The following is a 12554-nucleotide window of genomic DNA, read 5'->3' on the forward strand; positions in this document are numbered from 1 at the left end:
TCCTTGGTGAGTGTCCGCCGCCTATTCCTACTGCGGCGGCAAGGGCAATCTCGTAGCTCGGTGATATAATCGGCTCCATCGCTTGATTCGCCAGGGACCTCGCCTCGGCCACTTATCCTGATCCATGATGCACCAATTTCCCTGAACGGTACACGGAGTCGAGCGCGATTGTCCAATTCGCTCCCATGGCCATGAGCGATGCCGTCCTTTATTTCAGAATCCATCACCAAGTGATGCTGCCGCGGAGCCATAATACATGTATGAGGTGTATCGAATTGAGACCATAGCCAGTGAGGCTGAGGGAGAAAGCGTCGTTCGCCGCATTTTGGTCAGGGCCGATTCTCTAGATATCGTGAAGGAGCGGGCACTAAGAATACTTTCACGCGCCCGCATCCCGCCGACCAGTAGACCAAAGATCGTAGCCGTTCGTGTATTAAACGGTGCTGGCTTCGAGCTCTTTCAAGTCAATGCAGCCGATTGATGTGTCTCGGCCAGTTCGGGGCGTGTCTACTTTCGAGGTGATGGCGCGGACACAGAGCCACGACCTCCAAATGGTCGACAATACCTCCATCCCTCCATCGCAACGCGTCGTCTCGGCAGCCATCCTCCGAAGCCCGCCTACACTCGGTTCATTGTTATTCCGAAGCTTCTCGTGGCGGGAGATGGCTGACTAGGGCTCTATGCCTTGCATCAGCCCCGGTTCAATCGCTCAGCCAAAGCAATGGGCTGGCTTTACTAAGCTTGTGAGACCTCCGGAGTGCATGGTATGGCGAGTCTTTCAAGAGCCCAACGTCAAGCTATGCCAAAGGCTCGGTTCACCATCCATTGAGGGAGAAGGCTTTGCTCACGAGTTCCGCAGCCGGAGTTTATGTGATTTGCCCGACACCGTTCGAGAACGACGGTCGGCTCGACATTGCGTCAACTGAGAGTATGGTCGAAGCCTTTCTGGCGGCCGGGGCTACGGGCCTCACCATTCTAGGGATCATGGGCGAAGCACCGAAACTGGCCGCCGAGGAATCACTTTCTTTTGCAAAGCATGTAATTTCAACCGTTGCAGGGCGCGTCCCAGTAATCGTCGGTGTGTCGGCGGCGGGCTTTGCGGCCATGTCTTCCCTGTCCGGCAAGGTGATGGACGCTGGAGCCTCAGGTGTCATGATCGCGCCTCCCTCGCATCTTCGGACGGACGATCAAATCGTATCCTACTTTGCCGATGCATCCGAGGCTATTGGTAAGGATACGCCGTTCGTGATTCAAGACTATCCCTTGGTCACCAATGTCGTGATGACGCCCAAAGTGATCATGCGAATTATCGACGAGAATGCGTCCTGTGTCATGCTCAAGCACGAGGATTGGCCTGGCCTCGATAAGATTACAACCCTGCGCCGCGCCAGCGATGGGGGGGGAACCCGACGCGTGTCGATTCTTTGCGGCAACGGCGGCTTATTCCTGCCTTTCGAAATGGAACGTGGCGCTGATGGTGCCATGACCGGATATGCCTATCCAGAAATGCTCGTCGGTGTCGTCAATTTAATGAAACAGAACATGCGCCGTGAAGCGCATGATCTTTTCGACCGGCATTTGCCGCTCGTCCGCTATGAAACACAGCCTGGCCTCGGTCTGGCGGTCCGCAAGTATGTCTTGCAGCGTCGAGGGATCATTGCATCCGCAACGCTCCGAAAGCCGGCACCGAAACTGACTCCAGAGACAATTGCCGATATTGAATGGCTAATGGACCGCATTGAGCATCCGCAAGAGGGAGCCTAACATCGTGGAAACAAATCTGAAGGGAAAGCGCGCACTTGTGCTAGGCGCGAGCAAGGGCCTGGGCTTTGGCATTGCTCAGGGACTTGCCGAGGACGGCGCGCAGGTGGGTATTGCGAGCCGCACGATCGAAGGTTCGAAAGCGGCAGCAGATAAGATTGGGGCCATCGCTTTTGCATGCGATACCGGCAAGACAGAGCAGATTGACGCTCTGGCGCAAAATGCAGTGGCAGAACTTGGGGGGATTGACATCCTCGTCCTGAACAGCGGCGGCCCGCCGCCTGGCAAAGCGCAGGGTGTCGCCTCTGACCAATGGCGGAACTCGTTTGAGGCAATGTTCGTCAACTTGGTCCGTCTGACCGATCACCTGCTTCCCGGCATGATCGAGCGTAAGTTCGGGCGTATCATCTCTGTGATTTCGTCCGGTGTCATACAGCCGATCCCCAATCTTGCCATTTCCAACGCGATCCGCCCGGCCTTGGTTGGATGGGGAAAGACATTGGCTAGCGAAGTGGCTTCGTCTGGCGTAACTGTCAATGCAATAGCTCCGGGGCGGATTGCCACCGACCGGCTAAAGCAGCTCGATGCCGCAAATGCGGAGCGCACAGGTCGCTCGGTCGAGGATGTTGCTGCTGCGGCGCGCGCAGGCATTCCTGCTGGCAGATATGGAGAGATATCCGAGTTTGGTGCTGCGGCCGTTTTTCTGGCCAGCGAAAAGGCTTCCTTCATCACCGGTTCGATCCTGCGGGTCGATGGCGGGCAGATCTCCTGCACCTAGTCTGTACAGGGCCTGGATGAACATAGGGCATCATTCATCCAGGTCCATGCTCCCTGGGCTGAGAGCGTGTCTATCGACTCAAATCATGCCCGCCATGTAGAAAATTAGTCCCGCTGCCGAACAGCCGATCAGAGTTGGGATCATTCCGGAACCCGCAGCCACACCCAATAGGCCTCGCCGAGAGAAACGCCATGGCTGGAGTCCAATTCCGCACGCTACGCCTCAATTCATTCGACGCTCTTCATTTCGCACCGTCAGGCTTCTTTGAGAGCCAGTTATGTGTTTCGTCGGGCGCATCCCTGCACCAGCGGTAGAACGCGTCGTAGAGACCCAATCCGACTGCAAGCTGACGATGATCATCGGAATACATCCGCGAAAGACCGAGCGATGCAGCAAGCAGACCGGGGGCTTTGGGAGCAAGGCCGAGGCGAGCGGTATCGACACCTCTTACGATTTTAGCAAGCCGCTCTAAAGGTGTCGTTGCAAGCCCGAATTCCTCGAGCATCGTATCGAACGTGCAGTTATCGCCGCGATGGCTCCAAAAAATATCGCTGTCCTCGAGATCGGATGGCGTTGCGACGAAGCGCTCCGCGACAGCCTTTACCTCCGACGGCGCGACAAAAAAAAAGAGGGCACCGGGGTCGACAAAGCGACGGATGAGCCACGGACAGGCGATGCGATCGATCTTGGGGTGGGAACGCGTTACCCAAACCGTACGTCCCTGCCTGTCCCGCAGAGGGATTTTTGCTTCTGGAACCATCGGCAGGCCAGCAAGTGACCAATCGTATACGCCCCCTTCCAGATAGTCGGCATGAACGCCGGCACATCGTAGCCAAGCTGCAATGCCCTGTGCGAGTTCACGCCCTTGTGGCACACGATGATCGCGGTACGTCCTGAGTATTCCGCAGCCCATAGGGGAGCCTCCAAGGGTAGGCGTCGGACCGTACCTGGTATCAAGCGAGGCTCGGCCTGAAAGACTTCAGCCGTACGGACATCGATCAGCACAGGACGGTGCCGAGTGCCAATAATACGGCTGAGCTTTTCAATAGAAATCCTCCAGACTTAGTCTGTCGAGCATCCTCGGATGGGGACCTGCCGAAAGGGGATGGTGGAACCGCTCGCTTCCAACATTTGGACCTCTATTCGTATGCAGGGCGACGATATAGAAAACTGCCAAGTAAACCTAAGCGACAGTGAAAATTTTCCCCTCGACGGTCCAGCTTACAAATGCAATTCTGGTGGCAGAAGGTTGTGGGAGCTGAGGTCCTCCGGTGCCATTAAGCATTTACTTTCACGGAGCTTCACGAGCCGTCACAGGGTCATGCTTTCTGCTTGAGACGGAACTGGCCCAGGTCCTGGTCGATTGCGGACTCTTTCAAGGCGCAAAGTCCGAAAGAGAGCTGAACTATCGTCCATTCCCTTTCAACCCCTCGATCCTCGATGCTGTTTGCTTGACGCATGCTCATATTGACCATAGTGGCCTGCTTCCCAAGCTCATGCTCGCGGGGTTCAACGGTCCGATCTTCGCAACCGGACCTACATCGGATCTTGCGTCGGTCATGCTGCCTGACTCAGGGCACATCCAAGAGGTCGAGGTCGATCAACTCAACCGCCGAAATGCTCGGAAGGGCCTTCCCGACGTCGTGCCAATCTATACGGGAGAAGATGCAGTCGCTTGCCTGAGCCAATTTCGATCGGTTTCGTATGGTCAGTGGCAGGCTATCGCTCCCGGGTTCCGTGTTCGGTATTGGAACGCCGGTCATCTCCTCGGCTCGGCTTCCATTGAGGTCGAGGTCACCGAAGGACATGCGGAAAAGCCGGTACGTTTGTTGTTCTCGGGTGATATCGGCCCGGGTGCCAAGCTTTTGCAACCCGAGCCAGCAGGTCCGCAGGACTTGGACTACGTGATCATGGAATCGACCTATGGCGACACGGATCGCCCGCCGATCACCATTGAGAAGCGGCGGCGAATGCTGAGAGACGAGATCCGTTCCGCCATGCGCCCCGACGGAGTGCTTTTGATCCCTTCCTTTGCCGTAGAACGGACGCAGGAAGTGCTTGTGGATATTCTCGAACTGGTCCAGGCGGGCACGCTGCCGCAGATTCCTATCTTCATCGATTCCCCATTGGCATCAAAGGCCAGTGCCATCTTCAAGCGTCATGCGGCGGAGCTGCGAAACGGGAACGATCTTGTCGAAGCCCTGGAATCCCACCGGGTCTTCTTCACGGAGAGCGTCGAGCAGAGCAAGGCGATCGATCGGATCCACGGCTTCCACATCGTGATGGCGGCGAGCGGGATGTGCGAGGCAGGGAGAATCAAACATCATCTCAAGGCCTATCTGTGGAAGGAAGAAACCACAGTACTCTTCGTTGGCTTCCAGGCTCAGGGAACGCTTGGTCGCATTCTGCAGGACGGAGCGCCTCGTGTACGCATCCATGGCGAAGAGATCAGTGTTCGTGCACGTATGCGTACGTTGGATCTTTATTCGGGTCACGCGGATGCCCCGGAACTTGAAGCGTGGCTGATGGAGCGGCTTCCTGTCCGGAGAGGCGTGTTTCTCGTTCATGGGGAGGATCCCGCCTTGACGAGCCTGAAGGCATTGCTGCAACGCAAGGCGTTCACTGGTTCCGTGATCATCCCTGAGCTTGACGATATCTATGACTTGAGCGGCGACATCCCCCGGCTCAAGGAGGATCACGAGCGCCGTCTGGCACCGGCGAGCACGGGACGACAGGACTGGAATAACGACTTCTCAAAGTTACTTCTTGATATCAACCAGGCCGTCGAGCAAGCTGCTGACCGGCGAACAAAGAGTGTTATCATTCGGCGACTTCGCCGCGCGCTTACGGAGCGTGACGAGGTCTCGTGACCCTGAGATTGATCAAAATCAAGGCTCGCCGTGTTGAGCTCTTCTAGGTTGAAGCAACCGGCAGTCTCAAGAGGAGGGCAACACCAATGTCGGAGGGATCCATGCTCCATCGCATTATGCTTCATCTCGCGCGTTGTCCCGCATATCCTGAAGGCAGCATCCGCCATGGATACGAGATTGTCGCCCCACTCGATACCAGCGGTCATCTGGATGCAGCGGAATGGAGAGAGCGGCGGAACCTGTGCAGGGTCCGGCGGTTCTGGGGAGACGAGGCAGAGCGTCTGGGTTGGCTGGTTCATCGAGCGGGCGGCGCAGGCGGGGCATCCTGGATCATAGACTATGATGCGACCAAGACAGTTGACGACGAAGCTGGTTATCGACTCAGCACACATCGGTTCATTCCCGGTGAGTATGTGTCGATTCAGGATGAGGACGAAAAGCTCCACACTTTCCAGGTTGCTTCGGTTCAAGATATGAAGGTTTCGGGGGCGATATGAGGCGGGTGTCGATGCAGCGCGTGCTCATCCTCGGGGTCGCTCTATTTGTGACTGCCCCTGCCTTTGCTCAAGAAGGTCGCATCCAGCGCGGTCTCGCGTTCGCGCGAACTCATTGTTCTCAATGCCATGCCATTGGTCCGTACGGCGATAGCCCCCTGGCTGAGGCCCCACCGTTCTCGGCTTTCGAGAAGCGCTATCCTATCGAAAATCTCGCCGAAGCTCTCGCAGAGGGCATTGTGACCGGCCATCCCTCGATGCCGGAGTTCCAACTCGACGCGGCGCAAATCAATGATCTGATCGCCTATATCAAGTCAGTCCAACGCTAGAGCGACGTGAAAAGTGGCCCACCAAGTCCACTTTTCATTGAACATAGGCCTTCGGCGATCGCTCAGTAGGAAAGCATCAAGGGAATTGGGCTGTCTCGCAGCATGGCCTGGGTGACCCCGCCAAGAACCAGTTGCCTCAAGCGGGAGTGGACATACGCTCCCATGACAATCATGTCGGCTTTGAGCATAAGGGCTTGTGAGCGAAGCGTTTCTCCTGCGTTGCCATTGGAAGCGGCGAGATCCTTGACCGAGCATTTGATCCCGTGACGCGAAAGATGAGGCGCAAGTTCCGAGCCTGGTACGGATCGGGAGATATCCTTTTCGCCAAGGATGCTTAGAATTTCGACCTCTTCTGCGGCTCTCAGGAAGGGGAGTGCGTCATTCACGGCCCTTGTTGCCTTGGCGCTGCCATCCCAGGCCACGAGAATTTTCCGGGCCCGGAAGGTGTCCACTCCAGGAGGCACGACGATCATCGGTCTTCCTCCATTGAAGAGAGTATCCTCTAGGATGCCGCGGCGAAGGCTCAGGGTATCCGGTTCTGCGTCGAAAATGGTGACGTCGTGGATTCTCGCCTGCTTGGTAAACGAACTGGCGAGCAGCGTATAATGCTCTTGGATCACACTTGACGTACAAGAGATCCCTTGTGCCATGGCATCCTGCCGAGCTTTCTCGATGGCGAGCTGAGCCCGTTCGAGAAGGCGCCGGTTTTCGGCCGCGACCAGACCTGCAGCAACGCTGCTGACGAAGGCGTGAGTCAAGGTCATTTCTGGGGAAAGTGCGGACATGGAAACATGAGCCCCGGCCTGCCCGGCCAAAGATATGCCGTATGAAAGCGCCCTCGAAGGACCCTCCTGCTCGGGAGAAAGGCCGATCAACACGCTCTTGATGTTCTGAATTCCCATATCAGACTCCCTGATCCTTATATTCATAAGCATTACTATCACACAGTAATGTTATGGCGTCTTTGATCCTGCTCAATCCGGTTACTTTAATTCCTCGCGATCAGCGTCGACCAAGGTCAGGCCGCCAGCGACGAGTCCCTTCCAGATATTTTCGGCACTGTCCGCAAAGTCGAAAAGTTCATGGTCGAACGGGTCGACCATCCTATGCTCTACAAGTGCCTCAAAGTTTATGACACTGTGCCAATACTCCTCGTCAAACAGAATGATCGGGAGAGGCGGTGCTTTGCCGGTTTGGCGAAGGTTGAGAATTTCGAAGAGCTCGTCGAGGGTCCCAAATCCTCCTGGAAAGACGACAAGCGCGTTCGCGCGCATGGCGAGATGCATTTTCCGCATTGCGAAATAATGGAATCGGAACGTTAGGTCTGGTGTTGAGTAAGCGTTGGGTCCCTGCTCGTGTGGCAGTGTGATGTTGAATCCGATAGAGGGCGCCCCCACGTCCGCCGCTCCTCGGTTCGCGGCTTCCATCAGACCGGGACCGCCGCCGGTTGCAATGACATTGTCGCGAATTCGATTGCCCTTTGCCATGGCGCCGCCGCGCTGCGAGGCTAGAGCTCCAAAAGACCTTGCTTCCCGGTACCACAGGCCTTGTTTCCCTGGCCCGTCCTCTCGCACCCGGGCGCTCCCAAAGACAACGATGGTCGAACGGACACCCCACGAGCGCAGGTAATGTTCGGCCTTGGCATATTCCAGCTGGAACCGAACCCCTCGCATCTCGTCGCCAAGGAGGAAATCCTGATCGAGCGCAGGAAGGCGGTAAGAGGGTGAGGCAAGTTGGCTGGCGTTCAATGGATTCTTCGTGTTCATCGGCAATGTTCTTCGTTTTGGCGTTGTCCGCCGACCGCGATCATGAGCGAGGAAGCCCCTTTCGCAAGGAGTCGAGATCATCGAGAGAGACGTTCGATCCGCAAAGAACCAGTCCGATCATCGCATCGTTTGGTAACGTTCGCGCGACTGTGTCGGCGGCGGTAAGAACACAGGCCGCGGCCAGTTCACAAAGGATCTTTTCAGTCTGCAGGAGCCAGACCAGATCTGCGGCAACCGGCTCATCCTCCACAACCAGCACGTCCGTTAGGAATTGCTTTGCGGCTGCAAGCGTACGCTCCGTTACAAAGGGTGCGCCCAGCGTACGAGCAGCCGAAGTGGCGCGGATCGTCACCGGCCTGTCCGCCTTAAGGGCCTCGGTCATCGTGGTTGCGCCTACGGTCTCAACGCCATAGACCGTTAGATCGGGTCGTCTCGCCTTGAGTGCTGCTGCAGTTCCGGCCATGAAGCCTCCCCCGCCGATCGAAACGAAGACATGGGTGAGTTCCGGAAGGTCATCGAGAAATTCGAGTCCGAGCGTCCCATGTCCTGCAATAATGGCAGGATCGTCATAGGGATGAACGAACAATCTGCCATCTTTCGCGTAAGCTTCCGCCTTGGTAAAGGCCTCTGCAGCATCGTCGCAAAGTTCAACTTTGGCGCCGTATTTCGTTGTCAGATCGATGTTGAACTGCGGGGTCACTTTGGGCATCAGAATGAGAGCGTCGATCCCCAGTGTGCCCGCCACGCGTGCAACCGCGATTGCATGATTTCCACCTGATACGGTCACGAGGCCTTGTCGGCGCTCGACATCGCTTAGGGTCATGACCTTATTGAAAACGCCGCGGACCTTGAATGAACCGGCAATCTGCAGAGCTTCCATTTTGATGGCGGCGCGGCGGCCAAGGCGTTCCGTAATGTCCTTGCTCTCGAACGCCGGCGTCCTTCGTACATGGCCGGCAATACGGGCTTTTGCAGCCTCGATATCAGCCAGCGTGACGTCGAATGATTTCATCGATGTATCCTCTTCAGGAAAGTGCAACGCACTCGATTTCGAGCAGAATTGGGCTGGGGAAGCGAGCGACTTGCACAGTTGAGCGTGCCGGATGTGGAGGTATGAAAACGTCTGCGTAGACTTCATTCATAGCCGTGAAATCATCTAGATCGGCGAGGAAGACCGTCGTTTTTACGACCTTATCCAAGGAGCTTCCCGCAGCCTCGAGGATTGCCGACAGATTGGTAAGGACGGCCTTCGTCTGGGCTTTGATGTCGCCCGGACCGACCACGGCGCCATCTCTATCGAGAGGCAGCTGGCCCGACACGAAGATCAGGTTGCCGGCGTGCACAGCCTGAGAGTAGGGCCCGAGAGGGCGCGGGGCGTGGGGCGAGAGAATGGGGTCAATTGTCATAATTGGGCTCGATGGGCGCTGGATCATGGTCGGATCGGATGGTTCCCGTCAATGAGCGTTCCGCGCTGAAACATCCTTCAATGCGGCTTGACCTTATGCGGTATCGCAAAGGATGTTGTCTCGATCTGATGGAGGCCCGCCCCAATGTCCTTGTCGCCTCGCGAGATGCTCGCTCGCCTCATAGCTTTCCCCAGCGTTTCGACCGCCAGCAATCTCGACATCATTCATTTCGCGAGAGGCTGGCTTCAGGGCCACGGCATCGAGAGCCACCTTGTTCACAGTCCGGCAGGCGACAAGGCCAATCTCTACGCAACAATCGGGCCCAAGGTCGAGGGCGGCGTTATACTCTCGGGGCATACAGATGTCGTTCCCGTGGAAGGGCAGGCGTGGACGAGCGACCCGTGGATCCTGACAGAGAGGAATGGCCGCCTCTATGGCCGCGGGACCAGTGACATGAAGGGGTTTGACGCACTCGCACTTGCCCTCGTTCCGGATATGGTCAAAGCGGGCCTGAAGCGCCCCATTCATCTCGCCTTATCCTATGACGAGGAACTTGCATGCCGTGGCGCCCCTTCAATGGTACGGGCCATGGCCGGGTCCATTCCCACACCTGCTGCTGTCATTGTCGGAGAGCCGACGCGTCTTTCCGTGGTCACCGGGCACAAAGCCTCGGTTCAGTTGCGGACTGATGTCACAGGACATGCCGTCCATTCGAGCCGGATAGATCTGGGAGTGAGTGCCGTCACGAACGCCGCACGCCTCATTGTCTGGCTCGAAGATTCGATGGAACGGAATCGCCAGGAGGCTGGCGGAACGAGTCCTTTCGAACCACCCTATACCACTCTTCATTGTGGAATGGTGGAAGGTGGCAATGCTGCGAATATTGTTTCATCGTCCGCGTGGTTCTACACGGATATCCGGGCTATACCGACCGAGAGCCCATGGGACTATGTGGAGCAATACAGGACTTACATCCGCACCGAGATCGAGCCGCGCATGAAAGCCATTGCTCCATCCGCAGGGGTTATGGTGGAGGTCGTCTCCGATGTCCCGGGGTTGCGTCCGGAAGGCAATGGTTCTGCAGAGCAAATGATGCGGCGACTGACCGGCGACAACGGAACGCATGTGGTCGCCTATGGGACCGAGGCGGGGCTTTTCCAGGGAAATGGCTGGTCGACTGTGGTCTGCGGACCCGGGGATATTGCCCAAGCCCATCAGCCAGACGAGTTCATCGAAATCAGTGAGTTCGAGGCCGGAGAGCGTCTCCTCCGCCGCCTGATCGCAGATCTTGCCGTCTGATGGGACCGCCATCGCCCCAAGATAGGGCTAGACCATTAGCCCATTCCCTGGCTAACTTCCGAACCTGAGGAGGCAAATGGGCGAAAAGCACGGCCTCCGACACAATAATACATCGCGCAACGACGCGAGACTTCCAGTGGAGAACCAAAGGATGACTATCCGAGCCAAAGTCCTCGCGACGACCATTGCGGCCCTTCTCGTGGGCACGGCCCTGCCGGCGATGGCCGTGACCCTGCGCTATGCCAACCAGGGCGACCTCAAATCGCTCGATCCCTATACGCTCAACGAGACGACGACCAATGCCCATCTCGGCCATGTCTATGAGGGCCTGACCAAGCGTGGCAAGGATCTGAAGATTGAGCCTGGCCTTGCGGAAAAGTGGGAGGTCAGCAGCGATGGATTGACCTGGCGTTTCTTTCTGCGCAAGGGCGTCAAATTCCATAACGGCAATCCCTTCACCGCCGACGACGTTGTATTCTCAGCCAATCGTGTCCGCGCCAACGGATCGAATTTCCAGACCCGGGTGCCGAGCGATTCAGAATTCGTGAAAGTCGACGACTATACGGTCGACGTAAAGCTCAAGAAGCCCAATCCAATCCTGAACTACCAGTGGGATACTTGGTACATAATGGATAAGGAGTGGAGCGAAGCCAACAACACGGCAGCACCGACGCCTGCAGCTGCGACAAGCCCCAGCTATTCGGCATTAAATGCCAATGGCACAGGCCCGTTCAAGATTGAGAGCCATCAGCCGGGCGTGAAGACAGTCTTCAAGAAGAATGCCGATTGGTGGGGAAAGGTCGAACACAATCTCGACGAGATCGTGTTCACGCCGATTAATTCGGATGCGACACGCGTCGCAGCTCTGCTCTCCGGCGAGGTCGATGTGATCGAGCCGGTGCCGCTGCAGGACATCCAGCGCGTCAACAGCAGTGCGAATGCCCAGGTAATGACCGGTCCTGAGTTGCGGACCATCTTCTTGGGCTTCGATCAGACACGGGATGAGCTGCTCTTCTCGAGCGTGAAAGGCAAAAATCCCTTCAAAGACGCGAAGGTTCGCGAAGCCTTCTTCAAGGCCATCGATATTGAAACGATCAAGTCACGCGTCATGCGCGGTCTCTCAACGCCTTCGGCTCTCATGATTGCGCCGGAGCTTTTTACCTATTCGAAGGATTTCCAACGCCCGAAATATGACCCGGATGCGGCGAAGAAGCTCCTAGCCGAGGCCGGTTATCCGAATGGCTTCGAGGTCGGGATGGACTGCCCCAACGATCGCTACGTTAACGACGAGGCGATTTGTCAGGCTGTCGTCAGCATGCTGGCGCGTGTGGGTGTCAAGATTAACCTTATGGCGCAGCCTAAAGCACAATACTTCGCCAAGGTTCTGAAGTCAGGGAACTACCAGACTTCGTTCTACCTCCTCGGATGGACTCCCGGAACCTTCGACAGCCACAACGTGCTGTTCGACATCGAAGGATGCCGCGACAATCCGAATTCGTCGCGAGGCGAGTCGAACCTCGGCAATTACTGCAACAAGAAGCATGACGAACTCACAGACAAGATCCTTGTCGAGAACGACAAGGCCAAGCGTGATCAGCTGATCAAGGAGGCTTTCCAGATCACGACGAGCGAATACGGGTATATCCCGCTCCATCAGCAGTCGCTCGCCTGGGGAGTGTCAAAAAAGGTGAAGCTCAGCCAGCGCGCCGACAACTCCGTGTTGCTCTATTGGGCGCACAAGGAGTGACCTGCGTCTGAACCAAAAGCCCGGGCGCTGAAGTGCCAGCGTCCGGGATATCTTGCTGATGAACCGGCACAGCACATGTGCGGTTGAGCGGAGTCCCGAGTTTT

General features: G+C 56.8%; 11 protein-coding genes and 1 pseudogene. 7 read left to right on the forward strand and 5 right to left on the reverse strand.

All coding sequences use genetic code 11. The features are described 5' to 3' along the window. The first annotated feature begins 840 nt into the window (after positions 1 to 840). Together AC522E_RS01150 and AC522E_RS01155 are read left to right on the forward strand one after the other, a co-directional pair. Positions 841 to 1764, forward strand: coding sequence for a dihydrodipicolinate synthase family protein (locus AC522E_RS01150; protein WP_500748584.1), 924 nt, complete (start codon positions 841 to 843; stop codon positions 1762 to 1764). A gap of 4 nt (positions 1765 to 1768) precedes the next feature. Beyond that, positions 1769 to 2539: an SDR family oxidoreductase gene (locus AC522E_RS01155; protein WP_500748585.1), complete on the forward strand. Its 771-nt coding sequence runs from the start codon at positions 1769 to 1771 to the stop codon at positions 2537 to 2539. 241 nt (positions 2540 to 2780) lie between these two features. On the opposite strand, the pseudogene AC522E_RS01160 reads toward AC522E_RS01155, so the two are convergent. Beyond that, positions 2781 to 3592: pseudogene (locus AC522E_RS01160) on the reverse strand (chromate resistance protein ChrB domain-containing protein). Between the two features lie 218 nt (positions 3593 to 3810). On the opposite strand from AC522E_RS01160, the gene AC522E_RS01165 reads away from it, so the two are divergent. The 3 genes from AC522E_RS01165 to AC522E_RS01175 all read left to right on the forward strand — a co-directional run bounded on the left by AC522E_RS01165 (position 3811) and on the right by AC522E_RS01175 (position 6232). Further along, positions 3811 to 5409, forward strand: a complete 1599-nt coding sequence (locus AC522E_RS01165) for an MBL fold metallo-hydrolase RNA specificity domain-containing protein (protein ID WP_500748586.1) — start codon at positions 3811 to 3813, stop codon at positions 5407 to 5409. A gap of 101 nt (positions 5410 to 5510) precedes the next feature. Beyond that, on the forward strand, positions 5511 to 5906 hold the full coding sequence (locus AC522E_RS01170; RefSeq protein ID WP_500748587.1) for a hypothetical protein: 396 nt from the start codon (positions 5511 to 5513) through the stop codon (positions 5904 to 5906). An 11-nt stretch (positions 5907 to 5917) separates the two neighbouring features. Next, complete coding sequence (locus AC522E_RS01175; protein WP_500748588.1) at positions 5918 to 6232, forward strand: c-type cytochrome; 315 nt, start codon at positions 5918 to 5920, stop codon at positions 6230 to 6232. A 62-nt stretch (positions 6233 to 6294) separates the two neighbouring features. On the opposite strand, the gene AC522E_RS01180 is transcribed toward AC522E_RS01175, so the two are convergent. From AC522E_RS01180 to AC522E_RS01195, 4 genes are read right to left on the reverse strand one after another with little or no spacing between them, the layout of a single operon-like run. Further along, entirely contained in the window at positions 6295 to 7161 is an 867-nt protein-coding gene (locus AC522E_RS01180; protein ID WP_500748589.1) for a universal stress protein, read from the reverse strand. Between the two features lie 54 nt (positions 7162 to 7215). Beyond that, complete coding sequence (locus AC522E_RS01185; RefSeq protein WP_500748590.1) at positions 7216 to 7998, reverse strand: LOG family protein; 783 nt, start codon at positions 7996 to 7998, stop codon at positions 7216 to 7218. Positions 7999 to 8038: 40 nt separating this feature from the next. Further along, positions 8039 to 9136, reverse strand: coding sequence for a threonine ammonia-lyase (locus AC522E_RS01190; protein ID WP_500748591.1), 1098 nt, complete (start codon positions 9134 to 9136; stop codon positions 8039 to 8041). Continuing rightward, complete coding sequence (locus AC522E_RS01195) at positions 9024 to 9431, reverse strand: Rid family detoxifying hydrolase (RefSeq protein ID WP_500748592.1); 408 nt, start codon at positions 9429 to 9431, stop codon at positions 9024 to 9026. The genes AC522E_RS01190 and AC522E_RS01195 overlap by 113 nt, the downstream gene beginning before the upstream one ends. Positions 9432 to 9548: 117 nt before the next feature. Here AC522E_RS01195 and argE point away from each other — a divergent pair, with 117 nt between their 5' ends. Together argE and AC522E_RS01205 are read left to right on the forward strand one after the other, a co-directional pair. Then, positions 9549 to 10703, forward strand: coding sequence for an acetylornithine deacetylase (gene argE, locus AC522E_RS01200; protein ID WP_500748593.1), 1155 nt, complete (start codon positions 9549 to 9551; stop codon positions 10701 to 10703). Positions 10704 to 10854: 151 nt separating this feature from the next. Then, positions 10855 to 12450: an ABC transporter substrate-binding protein gene (locus AC522E_RS01205; RefSeq protein ID WP_500748594.1), complete on the forward strand. Its 1596-nt coding sequence runs from the start codon at positions 10855 to 10857 to the stop codon at positions 12448 to 12450. Positions 12451 to 12554 lie beyond the last annotated feature (104 nt).

This window comes from Microvirga sp. BF8 (assembly GCF_059888585.1).